Origin of the sequence: Glycomyces harbinensis (genome assembly GCF_900101745.1) — a bacterium.
Lineage (GTDB): Bacteria > Actinomycetota > Actinomycetes > Mycobacteriales > Micromonosporaceae > Glycomyces > Glycomyces harbinensis.
The window spans coordinates 216,765-236,393 of record NZ_FNAD01000002.1; the positions used below are offsets into that span (position 1 = coordinate 216,765).

Below are 19,629 nucleotides of genomic sequence, written 5' to 3' on the forward strand. Positions count from 1 at the left end.
AGCACCATGAAGGAGATGAGCAGTATGGCCACCGCACGCGACCTCATGCATACCGGCTGCACCTGCGTCCAGAGCGACGACACCGCGGCCAACGCGGCGCGGCTCATGGCGGAGATGGACGTCGGCGCCCTGCCGATCTGCGGCGCCGAGGACGGCAAGATCAAGGGCATGGTCACCGACAGGGACCTCGTTATCAGGGTCATGGCCGTCGGCCACGACCCCGCCGCGTACACGGTCGACCGGCTTCCGCAGGGGCACCTGATCCTCGCGGACGCGAACGAGGACGTCGACGTCACCATCGCGAAGATGAAGGAGCACCAGATCCACCGGCTCCCGGTCATCGACGAGGGCCGCCTGGTGGGCATCATCGCGCTCGCCGACATCTCGCACCGGATGCCCGAATCGGTCACCGGCGGACTGGTGGAGTCGATCCGGTCCTGACCAAAAGGCCCGCGGGGAAGCGGTCCTGCGAGGGGGGCGGCCCTCGGCGGGCGCGGCTCGTCGATGACCGAACCTCAAGGGGCCGAACGCAGACGCTTCTCGCGCAGCACCTCGGCGGCCTTGCGCAGGTCGGCGAGGAACTGCGCGAAGGCGTCGTCGCGTTCGGCCTCGCGCAGCCGCACCAGCGCCTCCGGGCGCACCGTCACCACGGCCGACGCGCTCCGGCGCAGGCCCGGCGTCTCGAGCTCGTGCAGGACGCCGCGCTGCACGCTCACCTGGAACTCCGGACCCAGCAGTGCGTGCGCGGCGGTGCCGCCGAGGCAGATCACCAGGTCGGGTCCGATCGCGTTGAGCTCGGCGAGGAGCCAGGGGCGGCACGCGGCCGCCTCGCCGCGGACGGGTTTGAGGCGGACCCGGCGGCCGGTCGGGCCCACGCGGGCGCTCTTGCGGTGCTTCACCGCGTAGGTGCGCCAGACCGAGACCGGATCGATCCCGACCTGTTCGAGCGCCCGGTCCAGCAGGGCCCCCGCGGCCCCGGTGAACGGCTCGCCGGCGCGGTCCTCGTCCTCGCCGGGCTGCTCCCCCACCACGACCACGCGGGCCGCCGCGTCCCCGGCGCCGAACACCGTCCGCTCCGCGTCCCGAAACAGCGGGCAGCCCTCGCAGGTCGCGGCGGCCTCCCGCAGCCGCTCCAGATCGTCCCCGGGCGGCACGAACCGCTCCGCCCCCGTCGTCCGCGGTTCCATCGCCGTCACCTCCGTCGTCCGATGAGGCGGCCGGGTACCCGGTTTCACCAGTGTGCACCGCGGGTACGCCCAGAGTCGACGAACGACCGGCGACCGGAAGGACCCCCATGACCCACGCCGAACAGGACACCGAGTTGATACGGGACACCGATCTGATCGCGGTCGTCCTGGAGGACCACCGCCGCTTCGAGGCCCGGTTCGCGGAGCTGGAGGAGAGCGCGGACGAGGCGGTCGGCCGCAAGGACCTGGTCGACCACGTCATCGCCGAGCTCGTCCGCCACGAGGTCGCCGTGGAGCAGTTCATGTACCCGGTGGCCCGCGCGAAGCTCCCCGACGGGGACGCGGTCGTCGACCGCGAGCTCGCGGCGCACGCCGAGGCCGAGCAGGTCATGAAGCGGCTCGAAGGGCTCGGGCCGGCCGACCCCGAGTTCGAGGGCCTCGTGGCCGAGATGGTCGAGGACGTCCGCCGCCACATGGTCGAGGAGGAGGCGAACCTCCTGCCGCGGCTGCGCGAGTGCTGCGACGCGGAGGAGCTCCAGCACTGGGGCTACAAGGTGCTGGCCGCCAAGGAGTTCGCCCCGACCCGGCCGCATCCCCACTCCCCCGACAAGCCGCCCGCGAACCTCATCCTCGGACCCGGGGTCGGCTTCGTCGACAAGATCCGCGACGCCCTGGGCGACCGCGACGTCTAGGGCTCCCGATGCCGGGGCCTCGGACACCGCGGCGGCACCGGGAAAGCCCGTGGAACGACCGGAGCGGCGGGCCTTTCGGCCCGCCGCTCCGGCGTGGTGCTCCGTTCTGGGAGGGCTCATGCCCGATGGACCGCCTGCTTCGTGTCCATGCCCTCGCGCAGGTCCTCCAGCGTTCGGCTGAGGAGCCGCGAGACGTGCATCTGCGAGATGCCCACCTCCTCGGCGATCTGCGTCTGCGTCATGTCGCCGTAGTACCGCAGCGCGAGGATCTTCCGTTCCCGTTGCGGCAGTTCCTGAATGAGCGGCACGAGCGATTCGTGGTTCTCCACCAGCTCCAGCGCCGCGTCGTCCTCGCCCACGGTCTCCGCGAGCGTGGTCCGCTGCTCCCCGTCCGTGAACGGCGGCTCGTCGAGCGAGATCGCCCGGTAGGCCTGGCGGGCCTCGTAGCCCTCCTGGACCTCGGCCTCGGTGATGCCCAGGTGCTGGGCCATCTCCTGGTCGGTCGGCGGCCGCCCGAGGCGCTGCGACAGCTCGCCGCCCGCCTGGTTGAGCGAGATCCGCAGCTCCTGGAGGCGTCGCGGCACGCGCATCGGCCAGCTGGTGTCGCGGAAGTGCCTGCGCACCTCGCCCATCACCGTCGGCACCGCGTAGGAGAGGAAGTCCGACCCGATCTCGGGGTCGAACCGGTCCACGGCGTGGATGAGGCCGACGGAGGCGACCTGCACGAGGTCGTCCTTGGCGATGCCCTTGCCCGAGAACCGTTGTGCGATGTGCTCTGCGAGGGGCAGATGGCCGGTGACCAGCCGGTCGCGTATGTCGGCGCGACGCGGGTCGTCCTCGGCGAGCGAGGCCATTTCCTTGAACAGGGGCGTCAGGTGGCCGTACTCGTCCGAACCCTGACGCTTGCGTTCTGATCGGTTGTCCGCCATGCGATCGCCCTCCTGTCGGTAAAGACATCGGTTTGAAGCATGTTGCCCGTTTCGGGGCCTCTGACGCTTCTGATGGTATAGCAGCTTGCGGGTCTAGGGCAAACCTCGAAAAATCATCTCCGGGAGTTTGTGGACGTTCATCACGTTATGGGAGGTAAAGCCCGTGACGTGAAGTTCTTGATCCGGCGGATACCCCTCCTCGCGTCGCCCTAAACCTACTGATCGGTCACTTGTCGCGGCGAACCGCTGAACTGCTGTGCCGCAACGGTTCAGATCGCGGTGTTCTCGCGGTACTCGCCCCACTCCACGCGCAGCGCCCCGCAGATCTCCCCGAGGGTCGCCTCGGCGCGGGCCGCCGCGAGGATCGGCTCGATCATGTTCGCCGTTCCCCTTGCCGCCGCGACGATCTCGGCGAGCGCGCGCTCCACGGCGGCGTTGTCGCGGCCGGAGCGGCGCTCGGCGAGCACGGCCCGCTGCCCCTGCTCGACGTCGCCGGAGATCCGCAGGATCTCCAGGTCGGGCGTGACGGTCTCGTTGAGCTTGGTGACGCCCACGATGTGCTTGGTGCCGTCCTCGAGCTGCTGCTGGTACGTGAAGGCCGCCTCGGCGATCTGGGCGTTGAACCACCCGTCCTCGATGCCGCGCAGGATGCCGGTGGTGACCGGCCCGATCTCGTGCCGTTCGCCGGCCTCGCGCGCGACGGCGGCCGGGTCCTCCCCCGTCTCGCCGCCCAGGGCGAGGATCTGGAGGAACAGGTCCTCGGCCTCGGCCTCGATCTTGTCGGTGAGGGCCTCGACGTACCAGGAGCCGCCGAGCGGGTCGGCCACGTTGGTCACGCCGGTCTCCTCGCGCAGCACCGCCTGGGTGCGCAGCGCGATCTCGGCGGACTGGTCGGTCGGGAGCGCGAGGGTCTCGTCGAGTGCGTTGGTGTGCAGGGAGTTCGTGCCGCCCATGATGGCCGCGAGGGCTTCGACGGCGGTGCGCACGACGTTGTTGTAGGGCTGCTGCGCGGTCAGCGAGACGCCCGCGGTCTGGGTGTGGAAGCGCAGCCACTGGGCGCGGTCGGTCTGGGCGCCGTAGACGTCGCGCAGCCACCTGGCCCAGATGCGGCGCGCGGCGCGGAACTTGGCGATCTCCTCGAAGAAGTCGATGTGGGCGTCGAAGAAGAACGAGAGCCCGGGTGCGAACACGTCGACGTCGAGGCCGCGCGAGAGTCCGAGCTCCACGTAGGAGAACCCGTCGGCGAGGGTGAAGGCGAGCTCCTGCGCGGCGGTGGAGCCGGCCTCGCGGATGTGGTAGCCGGAGACCGAGAGCGGCTTGTAGCGCGGGATCTTCTCGGCGCAGTAGGCCATGAGGTCGCCGATGAGGCGCAGGTGCGGCTCGGGCGGGAAGAGCCACTCCTTCTGCGCGATGTACTCCTTGTGGATGTCGGTCTGGAGCGTGCCGTCCAGGCGGGAGATGTCGACGCCCTGGCGTTCGGCCGCGGCCAGGTACATGCAGAAGATCGGGATCGCGGGCCCGGAGATGGTCATGGAGGTGGTGACGTCCCCGAGGTCGATGCCGGCGAAGAGCCGCTCCATGTCGGCGGTGGAGTCGACGGCGACGCCGCAGTGGCCGACCTCGCCGAGCGAGGCGGGCTCGTCGGAGTCGCGGCCCATGAGCGTGGGCATGTCGAACGCGACCGAGAGGCCGCCGCCGCCCGCGCCCAGGAGCATCTTGTAGCGGGCGTTGGTCTGCTCGGCGTTGCCGAAGCCGGAGAACTGGCGGATGGTCCAGGCGCGGCCGCGGTAGCCGGTCGGGTAGAGGCCGCGGGTGAAGGGGAATTCGCCCGGCCAGCCGATCCGCTCCATGCGCGGGTCGGCGGTTCCTTCGGGCGGGCCGTAGACCGGTTCGGTCTCCAGGCCCGAGAGGGTGGTGAAGTCGGCCTCGCGCTTGGCGGCCGACGCGTAGCGCTTGGCCCAGCGCTCCCGGCCTTCGGCTATCGACTCAGCATCCACGATGACACCTCATTCTCGGCGGGGCGAACTTGTGGCTCGCGTGCGTCCCGGGTCGGCTTTCGAGCCTTGGTCGGGCTCACGGCCCATACTACTGAACGATCGTTCAGCCGCACAGGTACCGGGCGGGCGCGGTGCGTCGTTTCCGGGGCAGGGGCGGGCGCCGTGGAAGGCCGTGCCGCGGGCCCCCGAATCACAAGGGTGCGCCGGGGGTCCGACATTCCGGCGCCGGTCAGTCGATGTCCCGCCAGGCGCGGAAGGCCTCCAGTTCCACGGCCACGAGCTGGCCGGGGTGGAACAGGCCGGTCACGATCACCACGGTGGCCGTGGGCTTGACGACGCCGAAGAACTCGCCGTGGACGCGGCCCACCGGGTCGGCGTGGGCCGGGTCGGTCACGTAGAGGCGGGAGCGGACGACGTCCGACACCCCCGCCCCGGCGTGGACCATCGCGTCCAGCGCGGTCCGGAAGGCCTCGCGGGCCTGCCCGGCGGCGTCGCCCGCGAGACGGGGCTTCGCCTCGACGTCGGCGGTGCAGGCGCTGGTGAGCACGAGCGGCCCCACCGCGACGGCGCGCGAGTAGCCGTAGAGCTGCGCCCACGGCCCGGTCTCCGGTACCCGTTCGACCAAAGCCATGCGCGCCTCCCCTGTGGTTACAGTCCCTGCAACAGGTTCAACGCTTCAGCGACGGTGAAGTTACGCTCGTACAGCGCGGTTCCCACGATCGCGCCCTCGACGCCGATCGCCGTCAGGCCCGCCAGAGCGCGCAGGTCCTCCAGAGAGGACACGCCGCCGGAGGCGATGACCGGCTTGTCGGTGGCCTCGCAGACCGACCGCAGCAGGTCGGTGTTCGGGCCCGAGAGCATCCCGTCGCTGTTGACGTCGGTCACGACGTAGCGCTCGCATCCGGCCCGCTCCAGGCGTTCGAGGGTCGCGAAGAGCTCGCCGCCCTCGCGGGTCCAGCCGCGCGCGGCCAGGCGGTCGCCCTTGACGTCGAGGCCGATGGCGACGCGGTCGCCGTATTCGCCGCAGATCCGGTCGCACCACTCGGGGTGCTCCAGGGCCGCGGTGCCGATGTTGACGCGGCGGGCCCCGGAGTCCAAGGCGCGCTTGAGGGTCTCGTCGTCGCGGATGCCGCCGGAGATCTCCACCTGCATGTCCACTTTCGACACGACCTCGGCGAGCAGCTCGTGGTTGGAGCCGCGCCCGAAGGCGGCGTCGAGGTCGACGAGGTGGAGCCACCCGGAGCCCTGGCGCTGCCATTCGAGGGCGGCCTCGAGCGGGTCGCCGTACTGCTTGCCGGAGCCGGCGACCCCCTGGACGAGCTGGACGGCCTTGCCGCCGGTCACGTCGACGGCCGGCAGTAGTTGGAGTTGGCTCATGTCAATCCCTTGATCCAGTTGGACAGCAGCGCGTATCCGGCGTCGCCGGACTTCTCGGGGTGGAACTGGGTGGCGGCCACGCAGCCGCGCTCGACCGCGGCGACGAACGGCTCGCCGTGCTCGCAGATCGCGGTGAGGGCGCCCGGGGGCGCGGTCTTGGCGGCGTAGGAGTGCACGAAGTAGAACCGCTCGGCGGGGTCGATCCCGGCGAACAGGCGCATGCCCTCGTCGGCGGCGACGGTGTTCCAGCCCATGTGCGGGACGCGCGGGGCGTCGATGAGCTCCACGCGGCCCTCGAAGACGCCGACGCCGCGGGTCTCGACCCCGTGCTCGATGCCCTCTTCGAAGAGGACCTGCTCGCCGACGCAGATGCCGAGCACCGGCGCCCCGGCGCCGGCCCGCTCGCGGATCACGGTGTCGAGGCCGCTCTTGAGGATGCCCTCCATGCAGGCGGCGTAGGCGCCGACGCCGGGCACGACGAGCCCGCGGGCGCGGCGCGCGGCGCCGAGGTCGCCGGTCAGCGTCACGTCGGCCCCGGCGCGCTCCAGGGCGCGGAAGGCCGAGCGGAGGTTGCCCGAGCCGTAGTCGAACAGGGCCACAGTGGGTTTGGCCATCAGGTCCCCCTAGCCGTAGATGAGGTAGACGCCGCCGAGGAAGGCCGCGACGGCGACGACGGCCAGCACGATCGAGGCGGCGTACTTCTCGCTCTTGCGCAGGCTCAGCGACCCGCCGAGGAGGATGCCGGCGAGGGCCATGAGCAGGATCGGCCCGGCGTAGCTCACAGCACGCCCTTGGTCGAGGGGATGTCGGTGCCGTCGATGCGCGTGGCGTACTTCAACGCCCGGGCGAGGGCCTTGAACTGGGCTTCGATGACGTGGTGCGCGTCGGGCTTCTGGCCGGGGTTGGCGGCGCGGAGCACGGTCACGTGGAGGCAGATCCGCGCGTGGTAGGCGAAGGACTCCAGGATGTGGCGGGTCATCGAGGTCGGGTAGTCGGCGCCGATCATCGGGGCGATGTCCATGGGCTCCTCGTGGACCATGTACGGGCGGCCCGAGAGGTCCACGACGGCGCGCGCGAGCACCTCGTCGAGGGGCACGGAGGCGTCGGCGAAGCGGACGACGCCGGCCTTGTCCCCCATGGCCTCGGCGAAGGCCTGCCCGAGGGCGATGGCGGTGTCCTCCATGGTGTGGTGGGCGTCGATGTGGAGGTCGCCCTTGACGGCGATCTTCAGGTCGAACCCGCCGTGCTTGCCGAGCTGGTGGAGCATGTGGTCGTAGAAGCCGACGCCGGTGGCGACGGCGACGGCCTTCTCGGTGCCGTCGAGGTCGACGTAGACGTCGACGCTGGTCTCGCCGGTGGTCCGGACGATGTGGGCGGTGCGGCTCACGGTTGTCGCTCCTGGGTGTCGAACAGTTCGGGTCGCAGTTCCAGGACGGTGTCGAACGCGTCCAGGAGCGCGGTGGTCTCCTCCTCGGTGCCGGCGGTGATCCGCAGGCGGCCGGGGAGGCCGACGTCGCGGATGAGGACGCCGCGGTCGAGGATCGCGCGCCACACGGCGGCGGCGTCGCGCAGGCCGCCGACGAGCACGAAGTTCGCGTCGGAGTCGGCGACGGGCAGTCCCTTGGCGCGCAGGTTCTTGACGATCCGGTCGCGCTGGTGCTTGAGCTGGTCGACCTCGGCCTGCAGCCGCGGGGCGCACGCCAGGGCGCCGCGCGCGGCGGCCTGGGTGATGCTCGAGAGGTGGTAGGGCAGGCGCACGAGCAGGAGCTTCTCGACCAGCTCGGGGTCGGCGGCGAGGTAGCCGACGCGGGCCCCGGCGAAGGCGAAGGCCTTGCTCATGGTGCGGGTGACCACGAGGCGCTTGCGGCCCGCGAGGAGGCCGAGGGCGGTCGCGGCACCGTCGCGGGCGAACTCGGCGTAGGCCTCGTCGACGACGACGATGCCGCGGGTGGTCTCGTAGGCGGCCTCGACGACGGCGGCGTCGAGTGCCGTCCCGGTCGGGTTGTTCGGCGAGACCAGGAAGACCAGGTCGGGGTCGTGCGCCTCGATCGCCCAGGACACGTGGCCGGGGGTGAGCGTGTAGTCGGACTCGCGTCCGGCGTCGACGAAGCCGGTGCTGGTGCCGCGGGCGAGCAGCGGGTGCATCGAGTACGAGGGCATGAAGCCGAGCACGGTGCGGCCCGGTCCGCCGAAGGCCTGGAGCAGCTGCTGGAGGATCTCGTTGGAGCCGTTGGCGGCCCACACGTGGTCGGCGGTGAGATCGGGGCCGCCGCCCTTCCGGGACAGGTACGCGGCGAGGTCGGTCCTGAGCGCGACGGCGTCGCGGTCGGGGTAGCGGTTGAGGCCGCGCAGTTCGCGCCCGATGTGCTCGGCGACGACGGCGGCGACGTCCTCGGGGATCGCGTAGGCGTTCTCGTTGGTGTTGAGCTGCACGGGGACGTCGAGTTGCGGTGCGCCGTAAGGCGACTGCCCGCGCAGGTCCTCGCGGAGCAGGTCTTCGATCTCGCTCACGGCAGTTCCTTTACGGGCGGGCCGGCCTTCACGGGCAGGTCGGCCTTCAAGGACGGGCCGGCCTTCACGGCCGGGTCCGCGAAGCGGGCCGACACGGCCTCGCCGTGCGAGGGCAGGTCCTCGGAGTTCGCGAAGGCCACCACGTCGTCGGCGACGGCTTCGAGGGCGTCGCGCGAGTAGTCGATGAGGTGGACCCCGCGCAGGAACGTGTGGACGCTGAGCCCGGCGGAGTGGCGGGCGCACCCGCCGGTGGGCAGCACGTGGTTGGAGCCGGCGCAGTAGTCGCCGAGGGAGACCGGCGAGTAGGCGCCGATGAAGATCGCCCCGGCGTTGCGGACGCGCAGCGCCACCTCGCGGGCGTCGGCGGTCTGGATCTCCAGGTGCTCGGCGGCGTAGGCGTCGGCCACGGCGACGGCCTCGTCGATGTCGTCGACGAGGATCGTGCCCGACTGCTCCCCCGCCAGGGCGGTCAGGATGCGCTGGGCGTGGCGCGCCTCGGGCGCGCGGCGCGCGAGTTCGGCGTCCACGGCGTCGGCCAGCTCCCGCGAGTCGGTGATGAGCACCGAGGCGGCGGCCGGGTCGTGCTCGGCCTGGCTGATGAGGTCGGCCGCGACGTGGACGGGGTCGGCGGTGGCGTCGGCGATGACGGCGATCTCGGTGGTCCCGGCCTCGGCGTCGATGCCGACCAGGCCGCGCACGGCCCGCTTCGCGGCGGTGACGTAGATGTTGCCCGGACCGGTGATCATGTCGACCGCCTCGCACTCGACGGCGCCGTCTTCGCGGCGCGCCCCGTAGGCGAACATGGCGATCGCGGCCGGGCCGCCGACGGCGTACACCTCGTCGAGGCCCAGGAGCCCGGCGACGGCGAGGATGCCCTGGTCGGGCAGGCCGCCGTTGGTCTTCTGGGCCGGGGAGGCCAACGCGATGGAGCCGACGCCGGCGATCTGGGCCGGGACGGCGTTCATGATGACGCTGGAGGCGAGCACGGCGAGGCCGCCGGGCGCGTACAGGCCGACGCGGCCGACCGGCAGGTACCGCTCGGTGATCGTGCCGCCGGGGGCGACCTCGGTGACGACCTCGGGGAGGCGCTGGGCCTCGTGCGCGGCCCGCACCCGGCGGATGGAGGTCTCGTAGGCGCGTCGCAGCTCGGGGTCGAGCTCCTCCACGGCGGTCTTGATCGCGGTGGCGGGGACGCGCAGGTGCTCCAGATGCACGCCGTCGAACCGCTCGACGATCTCGACCACGGCGGGCGTCCCGCGGCGGGCGATGTCGTCGATGAGCGGCTGCACCGAGCGCAGCGCCTCGTTCACGTCGAACGGGGCGCGCGGCATGAGCTCGCGCAGGGCGCGGGCCGGGTAATCGGCTACTTCTCCGGAAAGATCGATGCGTCTGAGCACGCCCCAAGCGTAGTTGCCCGGCTTTCCAGGTCAAAAGCCATACCGCTATTCGGGAGCGTCCGTTCGAAGGCTGGGCCGACGTGACCAGCCCGCGCAGACGGTGTAAGTGAAGGTGGCGGCGAGGGCCATGACCGCCAGGGCGCCCAGTTGGAGCGCGTCGAGGGCCGTTGTGAAGTTGCCGACCATCAGCGCGTCCCACGCCGCGGCGGGGTCGAGCTGGACGAACAGGACCGACGGCGGGCGCCACACGTGGGAGCCGACGGGCGCGCGCTCGATCGCATCCCAGAACCGCTGCCACTCCTGCGCGCCGATCTTCCAGGCCACGACCTGGCAGGCGATGGAGCCGACGACCAGGCCGAGCAGGAGCAGGGGTCCGCGCCGCTCGCGCATGGCGGTCCAGGCGCAGATCGCGGCGACCAGGCCCAGGACCAGGCCGATCCCGGCGAACACGAGGTCGCCCTGGACGTAGCCCTCGGGGTAGGACTCGACGGAGGCCCACCTGTCGTCGAGGACGACGAACTCGACGCGGGGGGTGATGATCTGCCAGAGCATCGCGAAGGGGAAGCCGAGCGCGGTGAGGACGACGGCGAGGGCGCCGGCGGCGAGCAGGTCGCGCCCGACGGTGCGCTCCGAGCGGGTGCTCCCGCGGCCGTAGACGTGCGGGTCGAAGCCGTGGTCGGCGCCCGGCTCGCGCCGCGGCCGGGCGGCGCCCGCGCCGGAGGCGCCCGAACTGTCGTCCTGACGGAGGTTCACGGTGCGGTCGACGTCGTCTGTCACGCCTGGAATCCTGCCACAGCGGACGGCGCGCCCGGCAGGGATGTGCGGGACGCACCTGTGGGTGCGCCCGTCCTTACAGGCCGTCGACGATGGTGGCGGCGGCCTCGAACCAGGCCGCGCGGGTCTCCGGCCGGAGCGCGGAGAACTGGATCTTCGCGCCCGGCTCGAGCGACGGGTCGTACGGGACGACCGCGCACGCGCGGGTGCGCTGCGAGAAGTGGCGCTGGAGGTCGTTCAGGAGCGGGCCGGGGTTGGGCGTGGGCATCGACAGGAGGGTGACGGCGTTCTTGACGAGGTTGCCGTAGCCGCCCTCTTCGAGGTGGTCGAGCATCCAGTCGGCCGAGAACGCGGCGTCCTCGCGCGGCACGGTGGTGACCACGAGCCGGTCGACCGAGGAGACGACGGTGCGCCAGTTCGGGGACTCGACGTTGTTGCCGGTGTCGATGCACACGATGCCGTGGGTGCGGGTGAGGATGTCGAGCACCCGCAGCACGGTCGTGGGGTCGAGGCGGCGCTGGAGCTTGGGGTCCTCGTCGCCGGCGAGCACGTCGAACGAGCCGTCCGAGGAGTGGCGCAGGAACTCGTCCAGGTGCTCGGGCAGGTGGACGCCGGCGGCCTCGACCTGGTCGAGGTGCTCGACGAGGTGCCGTATGGTGCGTCCGTGGCGCGCCGACCCGGCGCGCAGGCCCAGGGTTCCGCGCAGTTCGTTGTCGTCCCAGGCGATGACGCCGCCGCCCCGCGCGGTGCCCATGGCGGCCGCGGACAGGACGGTGGCGGTGGTCTTGTGGACGCCGCCCTTGGGGTTGATGAACGCGATGACGCGGCTGCGGCCGAGGTCGCGGCGCAGGCGCTGGAGCGCGACCGGGCTGGGCTCGGTGTGCTGCGGCGGCGGCGGGGCCTGTCGCGGCTGCGGAGGCAGACCCTGGGCGGGGCGCATCTGCGTCGGACTCGGCGGGGTCTGGGTGGCGACGGGGGGACGGCGGCCCGCGGTGGGCACCGAGTAGTGGGCCTGGCCGGGCGGCGGTCCGACCGGCGGCGAGGGCGGGTAGGCCTCTCGCGGCGGGGGCGTGGGGGTCTGCTGCGCGCCGCCGGGGCGGCCCCGGCGTCCGAGCAGCTTCTGCCACCTGGACCCGTCGGATCGGTCGTTGCCCCAAGCTTCGGGCGTGTTCACGCGCAACCTCCTCTCGGCCGGACTGAGTCATGGCTCGCGGGCCGCTTCGGCGAAGTCCGCGAACCATCGGTTCGCTTCGCCTTGACGGTCCGAGCAGCGCCTTCCCGACCGGACACCATTACCACCCGCGACTATTAGAACACAACGATTCCTCAAGGCCCGTCGTGAATCGCGGGCCGCCGGGCCCGGGGGGTGAGGCGTGCGTTACGTCCGCCTCCCCTTCGAGGCGGACACCTCGTACCAGTCTAGAGGCTGCCTAAGAGTCGGCTCGCAACCGCGCCAGCGCGGTCGCCAAGTCCTCGGGGTATTCACTCGTGAAGGTGACCGTGCGGCCCTGGGTGGGGTGGACGAACTCGAGCCGGTAGGCGTGCAGCCATTGCCTTGTCAGGCCCAGCTTCTCGGCCATGGTCGGGTCGGCGCCGTAGGTCAGGTCGCCCGCGAGCGGGTGGCCGAGGGCCGAGAAGTGCACGCGGATCTGGTGGGTCCGGCCGGTCTCCAGGCCGAGGTCCATCAGGGAGGCGCCGGGGAAGACCTCGATGGTGTCGTAGTGGGTGACGCTCGGTTTGCCGTCGGCGACGACCGCCCACTTGTAGTCGTGGCGGGGGTGGCGCCCGATCGGGGCGTCCACGGTGCCCGAGAGCGGGTCCGGATGCCCTTGGGCCACGGCCCGGTAGCGCTTGGAGACCCGGCGCTCCTTGAAGGCGCGCTTGAGTTCGGAGTACGCGGCCTCGCTCTTGGCGACGACCATGAGCCCCGAGGTGCCCACGTCGAGGCGGTGCACGATGCCCTGGCGCTCGTCGGGGCCGTGGCTGGAGAGCCGGTAGCCGGCCGCGGCGAGGCCGCCGGTCACGGTGGGGCCGCTCCAGCCCGGGCTGGAGTGGGCGGCGACGCCGACCGGCTTGGAGACCACGACGATGTCGTCGTCGTCGAACACGACGTCCAGGCCCTCGACGGGCTCGGCCTCGCGGATGCGCACGTCCTCGGGCGGCGGCGGGAGGACCACTTCGAGCCAGGAGCCGGCGCTGACCCGGTCGGACTTGCTCGCGCAGGCGGCGCCGTCGACCGTGACGTCGCCGGCGACGACCAGTTCGGCGGCCACGGTGCGGGACAGGCCCAGCAGGCGCGAGACCACCTGGTCGATCCGCTGGCCTTCGAGGCCTTCGGGGATCGGCAGGGCGCGGGTCTGGCGGGCGGCGGGACCGCTCATGCCGCCACTTCCTTCTCCGGGCTCTTGCGGGATTCGGGCGAGAAGCCGTGGCCGGTGAGTTCGAGCAGCACGATGAGCACGACGCCGCAGCACAGCGCCGAGTCGGCGAGGTTGAAGATGGGGAAGGCCTCGCCGAAGGGCTTGAACACGCTGATGAAGTCGACCACGTGGCCGTGCGCGAAACCGGGGTCGCGGAAGAGCCGGTCGACCAGGTTCCCGGCCGCGCCGCCCAGCACCAGGCCGATCGCGATCGACCACGCCGGGTAGCGGATGCGGGTGGACAGGAAGACCAGGAACACCGTCACCGCCGAGGCGGCGATGGTGAAGATCCAGGTGTAGCCGGTGCCGAGGCTGAAGGCCGCACCGGAGTTCCACGTCAGGCTCAGGTGCACGAGCCCGCCGAGGATGCGCACCGGCTCCCGCGGGTCCAGGTTCGCCTCGGCGAGGGCCTTCGTCCACTGGTCGAGCCCGATCGCCGTCGCGGCGATCAGGAGCGCGGCCAGTGCCAGGCCGGGCCTGGGTCTGGGGGGTGTCTCGTCGGTCCCCGGGACGCTCTCGGCGGTGCGCTCGTCGGTCTTCTCGACAGTGCTCTCGTCGACGGTCTCGGGCTGCTTGTCCTCGCTCAGCGTCGCTCCTCCAGCTGTTTGCAACTGACGCAGAGGGTAGCGGACGGGAACGCGGCGAGCCTCGCCGCCGGGATCGGTTTACCGCACTTCTCACAGAAGCCGTACTCGCCCTCGTCGAGGCGTTCGAGGGCGTGGCTGACCTGGCGGATGCGCTCGGAGATCGCTCCGGCGACGGCGACCTCGTGCTCGTGCTCGACGGTCTTGGAGCCGGAGTCGATCTGGTCGTCGCCGGCGGTGTCGCTGAGGCGCTCGCGCTGGGCGAGGGCGATCGAGTCGGTGTACCGCGTCTGCTCGGCGACCAGTTCGTCCAGGCGCTCCTTCAGCGCGGAGCGCAGTTCGGCCTGCTCCACCTCGGTGCGCAGCTGGTGGGCCTCGGCCTCCGGGGCGGCGGGCGGCTTCGGCGGGGCGGCCTTGGCCGTCTTCTTCGCGGTCTTCTTGACGGCCGCTTTCACCCCTGTCTCGGCGGCGGGCGTGGCCGCCGTCTTCTTCGCCGCGGTCTTCTTGACCGCGGCCTTCTTCACCGCAGCCGTCTTGACCGCCTTCTTCGCGGCCTGCTTCTGGGTCTTCTTAGCTGGACTCATGACGCGCCTCTGGAGGGGTATGTCGGCTCGGGTTCCGGTGGTGTCGGAGCACGGCGGAGCCGCAGTGGCGGCCCGTATCGGGCATTCGGCATCGCGGCTCCTGAGATCACGTACTCCGGACGACCTCGCCGAAACGAGGACAATTGCGCGCCAGGCCCCGCCGGAGCGGGGACCTGCCGCGCAATTAATCACACAGAATACGCAAGACCCGCAACGAGGTCAATTACTTCCAGAACTTGTGTCCGGACTGTGCGTCAGGATTCAGCGTCCCGCCACCGGGACCATGAGCAGCCGCGACGCCGGCTCGCACAGCGCGCAGGGCGTGAACCCCAGCTCGAGGGCCTCGGCGACCGGCAGCGGCTCGTGCTCGCGGCCGTGCAGGTGCATGCACGTCGAGTGGTGGAAGCGCGGGCGGCCGTCGACGACGGCGACCTCGGTGTCCAGGCGCATCAGGGCCGCGGCCTCGACGCTGGACAGGCGCTGCTCGGTGGGCTCGTCGGCCGTGGACTCGGGGGCCCGGTGGCTCGGCGGGACCTGCGTGCGGCCCTTGCGCTGCGGCGCCTCCTCGAAGCGGAGCTCCGGATCGCGGTCGACCGCGTAGTCGGTGGACTCGAAGGTCATGCCTTCGAGCAGCGGCAGTTCGGTGGTCGGCGTGTCGTCGATCCCGATCCGCCTGAACTGCTGCGTGTCATCGCCCGAGACGTCGCGGGGGATCACGCGCGGGCGCTTGGCGCTCCGCCCGCGTATCCCCGCGTACAGGGCGATGCCGGCCGCCAGACTCGCCGCGACGGACGAGACCAGCAGTTGGTTGTTTCCGGTGATCATGCCGGCGACCAGCAAGACCGCCGCGGTGACGAGGATCAGCAGGCTGCTGACGATCACGTCGTGTCCTCCCCTGCGCGAGGTGCGGGGCACTCGCGCGGTCCTTCGCGGCCCGTGCGGGCCGCGCCTTCGTTGAAAGCATGGTGCGGCGGTGAGGGCGGCCGTTCTCACGGCGCCCTCACCCGCTCACCCATGCATAACGAGGCGATCCCCGTTCAGGTTATGGCCCGGGGCGGACCGATGTCGGACGTCGCCTCGGGAACGGACGGCGTCCTGGCCGCCGGAGGAGGCGGCCGGGGAGGGACCTGGCACGACGGGGGCGCGCGGGGGCTAGCCTCGCCCGCCCTGCATCACGAAGGCGGACCGGGAGCCGGTGCGCTCGCTCGCGGGCTGCTGCTGGGTCTCTTCGAAGGCGTCCTCGTCGGTGCGGCCCTGCTGGCCGTTGAGGTCGCGCAGCTGGCTCTCGAGGTAGAGCTTGAGGCGGGTCCGGTACTCGCGCTCGAAGGTCTTGAGCTCTTCGATGTTGTGCAGCAGCGAAGTCCGGGACTCCTCCAGCTGGCCGATGACCTTCTGGCGCTCCTGCTCAGATTCCATCTCGAGGCGCTCGGCCTTGTCGCGGGCCTGTCCCACCAGGTCCTCGGCCTGCGCACGCGCCTCGGAGACCATCGTCTCGGCGTCGCGCTGGGCCTCGGTGACCATGGTCTTGGAGTCGCGCTGCGCCGACGACACCATCGTCTGCGATTCGCGCTGGGCCTCGGAGACCATCGACTGCGCCTCGCGCTGCGCCTCGGTGAGCAGCGTGTCGGCCTCCCGGCGGGAGTCCTCCAGGTGCTCGTCGGCGGTGCGCTGGGCGACCATGAGGAGGCGCAGGGCCTCCTGCTCGCCGCCGCCGGCGGCCGGTGCGGGCGCCTCCTGCTGCGGGGCGCGCTGGGCCAGCTCCTGCTGGAGCTGCTGCGACTGCTGCTGCGCGGCCACCATCTGCTGGTGCATCTCGTGCAGCTCGCCGTCGAGCTCCTGGAGCTGCTGCTCCATGGCGTGCTTTTCCCGCTGCACCCGATCGAGTGCGGCGGCCATCTCGGCGTGGTCGGCTGCCCCGGGGGGAGCACCGGCGCGGAGGCTGTCGAGCTGAGCACGAAGTTCGCCGTTCTCATCGCTGAGGCGGGCGAGTTCTCGCTCGACCTCATCGAGGAAGCCGTCGACCTCGTCCTCGTCGTATCCGCGCTTTCCGAGCATGGGTTTCTTGAACGTGACGTTGTGAACGTCTGCTGGGGTCAGCGGCATTCGAAACTCCTTCTCAGCTGTTCGCCTGGCGCACAAGGCCACCCGACACGATAACCGTGCCTTGCACCCCCGCCCGGAACCGCTCAGGAGATGAGTCCCCCGATGACGAAGTCCATCAGGATCCACACGGCCAAGAGCAGCGCCAGGAACGCCAGATCAATCGATACACTACCAAGCCTGAGAGGGGGTATCACCTTCCTCAACCCCTTCAGGGGAGGGTCGGTCACGCTGTACACCGTCTCCAGCACGGCCGCGGCCTTCGGGCCGGGCTCCCAGCGGCGGGAGAACTGGATCACCACGCTGCACACCAGACGGGCCAGCAGGAACAGGTAGAAGGCGAAGAGCGCCAGATAGATCAGCTGCAGTGCCAGGTTCACGGTCTGGAGTCTATCCCTCGTTCAGGTCTGGTTGAAGAACCCGCCCTCGGCGATCTTGGCCTTGTCCTCGGCGGTCACCTGGACGTGGGGCGGCGAGAGCAGGAACACACGGTTCGTCACCCGCTCGAAGGAGCCCCGCGTCCCGAAGATGAGCCCCGCGGCGAAGTCGACCAGGCGCTTGGCGTCGGCCTGCTCCATCTCCGAGAGGTTCATGATCACCGCGGTGCCGTCGCGGTAGCGCTCGCCGATGGTGCGGCATTCGTTGTACGTCGTCGGGTGCAGGGTGGTTATCCGGTAGTTCGCGTGCGCCTCGTCCTCGGCCGGGACCGCCCGGACGGGCGAGGGCTCGGCGAGTGCGAGGTTGTCCCGGGTGAGCGGGGTGACCGAACCCGATCCGCGGTTGAGCTGGCGGACGGGACTGCGGTCCTCGGTGCCCCGGCGGTCGTCGTTGGTGCGCCCGACCCGGCCGGTGGTGCGCTGCGCGCCCCGCGCCCGCGCGGGGGGCCGCTGCTGCTCTTCGGCGAACTCGTCGCTCTCCTCATAGCCGTTGTAGCCGCGATCGTCCTCGTCCTCGATGAGGCCGAGCCAGATGCCTGCCTTCCGCATCGCGCCCATCGATCGTGCTCCCTCCTCGGGCCGCGCCCCTGCTTGAGTCAGGTACGCGGTCTCATCCTAGCGCCGACTCCTTACACGGATGTGTTTTTGCCCGACTAATCAGCCGTCGCCCACGGCTCTGATATCACTGCCGACACATAACCTTACGTCATCGGTTCACGTTCGCCGAGCACGTTTCTGCCCAGTCTGACCATTGTGGCCCCCGCATCGACCGCGGCGGCGAAATCGTTGCTCATGCCCGCCGAGACCTCGGTGGCACCGGAGTCGACGCGGCGCACCACCTCGGAGCATTCGGCAAGCAGGGCAAAGGCTTTGGCGGGTTCCCACCCGAGCGGGGCGACGGCCATGACGCCCTTCGGGCGCAGCGACGCGGTGCCCGCGAGGTGCTCGGCGAGCGCTTCGAGACCGCCCACCGGCGTGCCGCCGCGCGACACGTCGCCGTCGAGGCTCACCTGGATGAGGGCGTTCACCGTGCGGCCGTGCGCGGTCGCGGCCCTGTCGAGCGCGTCCGCGAGCGGCGCGCGGTCGACCGAATGCACCCAATCGGCGTACCCGGCGACCGAGCGGGCCTTGTTGCGCTGGAGCTGGCCGACGAAGTGCCACACCGGTTCCAGGCCCAGGGCGGCCAGTTCGGCGGCTTTCGGCGCGGCCTCCTGGTCGCGGTTCTCCCCCAGGTCGGCCTGGCCCAGTTCGGCGAGCGCGGCGGCGTCGGAGGCGGGGAAGTGCTTGGTGACGACGACGAGGCGGACCGAGCCGGGGTCGCGTCCGGCGGCGGCGCAGGCGGACCCGATGGCCTGGCGCGTCCGGTTCAGGTTCTCCCGCAACTGGATTCGTCGCGCTTGCGTGGTCAAGAGTGCGGTCCTCGGCGGTCGCGGGGCGGTCGGGTGCGTCGGGGCGGTCGGCGTTCCGTCAGGCGTGTCGCGGGGCCCGACGGCACGCCGCCGCTAGAAGCCTTCTTTGAGGAAGGAGGGGACGTCCACATCGTCGAACAGGACCTTGCCGCCGCCGCTCGTCTCGCGCTCCGGCTCGGGATCGGGCCGGTGGACCGGCTCGGGCTTCTGCTCGGGCAGGGCCGTGATCCGGCTCGGCTGCGCCAGTTCGAACTCGGTGTCCTCCACGTCGAACCCGGCGGCGATCACGGTCACCCGCGCCTCCTCGCCGAGTGCGTCGTCGATGACCGCGCCGAAGATGATGTTCGCGTCGGTGTGGGCGCAGTCCGAGACGAGCTCGGCCGCGTCGTTGATCTCGAACAGGCCCAGATCCGAACCGCCGGCGATGGACAGGAGCACGCCGCGCGCGCCCTCCATGCTCTGCTCCAGCAGCGGCGACTCGATCGCGGCGCGCGCGGCCTCGACCGCGCGGTTCTCGCCGCGCGCCGAGCCGATGCCCATGAGGGCCGAGCCCGCGCCGGACATGACGCTCTTGACGTCGGCGAAGTCGAGGTTGATGAGGCCGGGCGTGGTGATCAGGTCGGTGATGCCCTGGACACCGGAGAGCAGCACCTGGTCGGCAAGGCGGAAGGCGTCCATCATGGAGATGGAGCGGTCGCCGAGGTGGAGCAGGCGGTCGTTCGGGATGACGATGAGCGTGTCGCACTCGTTGCGCAGATCGTCTATTCCCGACACGGCCTGGTTCTGGCGGCGCTTGCCCTCGAAGGCGAACGGCCGGGTGACCACGCCGATGGTGAGCGCGCCGAGCTTGCGGGAGATGTTCGCGATGACAGGGGCGCCGCCGGTGCCGGTGCCGCCGCCTTCACCGCAGGTCACGAAGACCATGTCGGCGCCCTTGAGGACTTCCTCGATCTCGTCGCGGTGGTCCTCGCAGGCCTTGGCCCCCACTTCGGGGTTGGCGCCCGCGCCGAGACCGCGGGTCAATTCGCGTCCGACGTCGAGCTTGACGTCGGCGTCGCTCATCAGGAGCGCCTGGGCGTCGGTGTTGATGGCGATGAACTCGACGCCTTTGAGACCCGCCTCGATCATCCGGTTGACAGCATTGACGCCGCCGCCTCCGACTCCAACGACTTTGATGACGGCGAGGTAGTTGTGCGGTGGTGTCATCGCTGCTGCCTTCCTTCCCTGACCG

22 protein-coding genes and 1 pseudogene are annotated in these 19,629 nt (G+C 71.1%); 2 read left to right on the forward strand and 21 right to left on the reverse strand.

Features of this window, described 5'->3' with window-relative positions; all coding sequences use genetic code 11:
- The first annotated feature begins 24 nt into the window (after positions 1 to 24).
- The gene (locus BLQ63_RS04640; RefSeq protein ID WP_091029258.1) at positions 25 to 441 is read left to right on the forward strand and encodes a CBS domain-containing protein; all 417 of its coding nucleotides are present in this window, start codon (positions 25 to 27) and stop codon (positions 439 to 441) included.
- 74 nt (positions 442 to 515) lie between these two features.
- On the opposite strand, the gene BLQ63_RS04645 is transcribed toward BLQ63_RS04640, so the two are convergent.
- A complete protein-coding gene (locus BLQ63_RS04645; protein ID WP_091029259.1) occupies positions 516 to 1,187 on the reverse strand; it encodes a uracil-DNA glycosylase in 672 nt (223 codons plus the stop codon).
- A 107-nt stretch (positions 1,188 to 1,294) separates the two neighbouring features.
- On the opposite strand from BLQ63_RS04645, the gene BLQ63_RS04650 reads away from it, so the two are divergent.
- Positions 1,295 to 1,879 (forward strand): hemerythrin domain-containing protein, encoded by a 585-nt coding sequence (locus tag BLQ63_RS04650; protein WP_091029262.1) that lies wholly within the window; start codon positions 1,295 to 1,297, stop codon positions 1,877 to 1,879.
- Between the two features lie 116 nt (positions 1,880 to 1,995).
- Here the strand turns inward: BLQ63_RS04650 and BLQ63_RS04655 are convergent, their stop codons facing one another.
- The 20 genes and pseudogenes from BLQ63_RS04655 to ftsZ form a co-directional block, all read right to left on the reverse strand.
- The gene (locus BLQ63_RS04655; protein ID WP_091029264.1) at positions 1,996 to 2,808 is read right to left on the reverse strand and encodes a SigB/SigF/SigG family RNA polymerase sigma factor; all 813 of its coding nucleotides are present in this window, start codon (positions 2,806 to 2,808) and stop codon (positions 1,996 to 1,998) included.
- A 269-nt stretch (positions 2,809 to 3,077) separates the two neighbouring features.
- Positions 3,078 to 4,805, reverse strand: coding sequence for a coenzyme B12-dependent isobutyryl-CoA mutase large subunit (icmA, locus tag BLQ63_RS04660; RefSeq protein ID WP_091029268.1), 1,728 nt, complete (start codon positions 4,803 to 4,805; stop codon positions 3,078 to 3,080).
- A 229-nt stretch (positions 4,806 to 5,034) separates the two neighbouring features.
- On the reverse strand, positions 5,035 to 5,436 hold the full coding sequence (locus BLQ63_RS04665; RefSeq protein WP_091029272.1) for a Rid family hydrolase: 402 nt from the start codon (positions 5,434 to 5,436) through the stop codon (positions 5,035 to 5,037).
- Positions 5,437 to 5,453: 17 nt separating this feature from the next.
- Positions 5,454 to 6,182 (reverse strand): bifunctional 1-(5-phosphoribosyl)-5-((5-phosphoribosylamino)methylideneamino)imidazole-4-carboxamide isomerase/phosphoribosylanthranilate isomerase PriA, encoded by a 729-nt coding sequence (gene priA, locus BLQ63_RS04670; protein WP_091029276.1) that lies wholly within the window; start codon positions 6,180 to 6,182, stop codon positions 5,454 to 5,456.
- On the reverse strand, positions 6,179 to 6,796 hold the full coding sequence (gene hisH, locus BLQ63_RS04675) for an imidazole glycerol phosphate synthase subunit HisH (RefSeq protein ID WP_091029282.1): 618 nt from the start codon (positions 6,794 to 6,796) through the stop codon (positions 6,179 to 6,181). The genes priA and hisH overlap by 4 nt, the downstream gene beginning before the upstream one ends.
- Positions 6,797 to 6,805: 9 nt before the next feature.
- Positions 6,806 to 6,964: a hypothetical protein gene (locus BLQ63_RS28255; protein WP_177154794.1), complete on the reverse strand. Its 159-nt coding sequence runs from the start codon at positions 6,962 to 6,964 to the stop codon at positions 6,806 to 6,808.
- On the reverse strand, positions 6,961 to 7,569 hold the full coding sequence (gene hisB / locus BLQ63_RS04680; protein ID WP_091029286.1) for an imidazoleglycerol-phosphate dehydratase HisB: 609 nt from the start codon (positions 7,567 to 7,569) through the stop codon (positions 6,961 to 6,963). Before hisB ends, BLQ63_RS28255 begins: the two co-directional genes overlap by 4 nt.
- Positions 7,566 to 8,693: a histidinol-phosphate transaminase gene (locus BLQ63_RS04685; RefSeq protein WP_091029290.1), complete on the reverse strand. Its 1,128-nt coding sequence runs from the start codon at positions 8,691 to 8,693 to the stop codon at positions 7,566 to 7,568. Before BLQ63_RS04685 ends, hisB begins: the two co-directional genes overlap by 4 nt.
- On the reverse strand, positions 8,690 to 10,090 hold the full coding sequence (gene hisD, locus BLQ63_RS04690; protein ID WP_218125058.1) for a histidinol dehydrogenase: 1,401 nt from the start codon (positions 10,088 to 10,090) through the stop codon (positions 8,690 to 8,692). Before hisD ends, BLQ63_RS04685 begins: the two co-directional genes overlap by 4 nt.
- 45 nt (positions 10,091 to 10,135) lie before the next feature.
- Positions 10,136 to 10,867, reverse strand: coding sequence for a DUF2567 domain-containing protein (locus tag BLQ63_RS04695; RefSeq protein ID WP_091029296.1), 732 nt, complete (start codon positions 10,865 to 10,867; stop codon positions 10,136 to 10,138).
- Positions 10,868 to 10,940: 73 nt separating this feature from the next.
- A complete protein-coding gene (locus tag BLQ63_RS04700; RefSeq protein ID WP_218125059.1) occupies positions 10,941 to 12,038 on the reverse strand; it encodes a MinD/ParA family ATP-binding protein in 1,098 nt (365 codons plus the stop codon).
- 256 nt (positions 12,039 to 12,294) lie between these two features.
- Positions 12,295 to 13,245: an RluA family pseudouridine synthase gene (locus BLQ63_RS04705; protein ID WP_091029297.1), complete on the reverse strand. Its 951-nt coding sequence runs from the start codon at positions 13,243 to 13,245 to the stop codon at positions 12,295 to 12,297.
- The gene (lspA, locus tag BLQ63_RS04710) at positions 13,242 to 13,895 is read right to left on the reverse strand and encodes a signal peptidase II (protein WP_218125060.1); all 654 of its coding nucleotides are present in this window, start codon (positions 13,893 to 13,895) and stop codon (positions 13,242 to 13,244) included. The genes BLQ63_RS04705 and lspA overlap by 4 nt, the downstream gene beginning before the upstream one ends.
- A complete protein-coding gene (locus BLQ63_RS29745) occupies positions 13,868 to 14,233 on the reverse strand; it encodes a TraR/DksA C4-type zinc finger protein (protein WP_091030165.1) in 366 nt (121 codons plus the stop codon). The genes lspA and BLQ63_RS29745 overlap by 28 nt, the downstream gene beginning before the upstream one ends.
- A 480-nt stretch (positions 14,234 to 14,713) precedes the next feature.
- On the reverse strand, positions 14,714 to 15,334 hold the full coding sequence (locus tag BLQ63_RS27665) for a hypothetical protein (protein ID WP_143014767.1): 621 nt from the start codon (positions 15,332 to 15,334) through the stop codon (positions 14,714 to 14,716).
- 270 nt (positions 15,335 to 15,604) lie between these two features.
- Positions 15,605 to 16,555: a DivIVA domain-containing protein gene (locus BLQ63_RS04730; protein ID WP_091029309.1), complete on the reverse strand. Its 951-nt coding sequence runs from the start codon at positions 16,553 to 16,555 to the stop codon at positions 15,605 to 15,607.
- A gap of 83 nt (positions 16,556 to 16,638) precedes the next feature.
- The gene (locus tag BLQ63_RS04735; protein ID WP_091029312.1) at positions 16,639 to 16,932 is read right to left on the reverse strand and encodes a YggT family protein; all 294 of its coding nucleotides are present in this window, start codon (positions 16,930 to 16,932) and stop codon (positions 16,639 to 16,641) included.
- Positions 16,933 to 16,953: 21 nt separating this feature from the next.
- Positions 16,954 to 17,547 (reverse strand): cell division protein SepF, encoded by a 594-nt coding sequence (locus BLQ63_RS29555; RefSeq protein ID WP_091029315.1) that lies wholly within the window; start codon positions 17,545 to 17,547, stop codon positions 16,954 to 16,956.
- A gap of 143 nt (positions 17,548 to 17,690) precedes the next feature.
- Positions 17,691 to 18,398, reverse strand: coding sequence for a YggS family pyridoxal phosphate-dependent enzyme (locus tag BLQ63_RS04745; protein ID WP_091029318.1), 708 nt, complete (start codon positions 18,396 to 18,398; stop codon positions 17,691 to 17,693).
- Between the two features lie 263 nt (positions 18,399 to 18,661).
- Positions 18,662 to 19,604, reverse strand: a pseudogene (gene ftsZ, locus BLQ63_RS04750) (cell division protein FtsZ); the annotation flags it as partial.
- Positions 19,605 to 19,629 lie beyond the last annotated feature (25 nt).